Source organism: Bacteroides sp. CAG:633, assembly GCF_000435115.1.
Classification (GTDB): Bacteria; Bacteroidota; Bacteroidia; order Bacteroidales; family Bacteroidaceae; genus Bacteroides; species Bacteroides ndongoniae.
On sequence record NZ_FR883043.1, the window covers coordinates 1 to 632 of the forward strand.

Sequence of the window (632 nt, forward strand, 5' to 3'; positions counted from 1 at the left end):
TAGACATTTCTTGAGAAACGCTCCTATTTGAATAGACACTTTGCCTAATACAGCTCTGATTAGGTCGTCTGTTTTCGATGTACCGGACATGCAAGAGTTCCGGCCTTGTTGTTCGGTAAAACCGGATGCCCTTCGATGGGGCATTCGGTTTTTGGTCAGATGTTCCGGCTTACGCTTTCGTCCGACCTTGTTGTTTGGCCTGACAAAGATGCATCATATCCACCATTATCGAAAGTTTTTTGCGGGCAAATTTTCTTTTTCCACATATTCTTCTGTTCACCCTGCTCCAAATGTACAAGAGCAGGGACTTTGTAACCGATACTCATATGTGGCCGGCGATAGTTGTAGAAGTGGATGTATCTACCGATGACCTTCTTGGCATGCCCGATATCGTTGAAGTGACTTTGTCGGTAGACACGTTCGCACTTGATTATCCCGTTGATCCGCTCGGCGATGGCATTGTCTGTAGGGTTGTAGTCCTCCGTCATGCTAATGTCAATCTCGTGCGCCTGTAGCATCGCCACATAAGCGTCGCAGCAGTATTGTACACCCCGATCAGAATGATGGATCAGCCCTTTGAGGCTTGTGCTACCTCTCAGTTCGACAGCCTGCTTTATTGCCTGCTCCAATGC

At 47.6% G+C, this 632-nt stretch carries 1 protein-coding gene; it reads right to left on the reverse strand.

Annotated elements, in window-relative coordinates:
• Positions 1-155: 155 nt before the first annotated feature.
• Positions 156-632: integrase core domain-containing protein (locus QVP67_RS05820; protein ID WP_288179949.1), on the reverse strand; the 477-nt coding region annotated here is incomplete at its 5' end.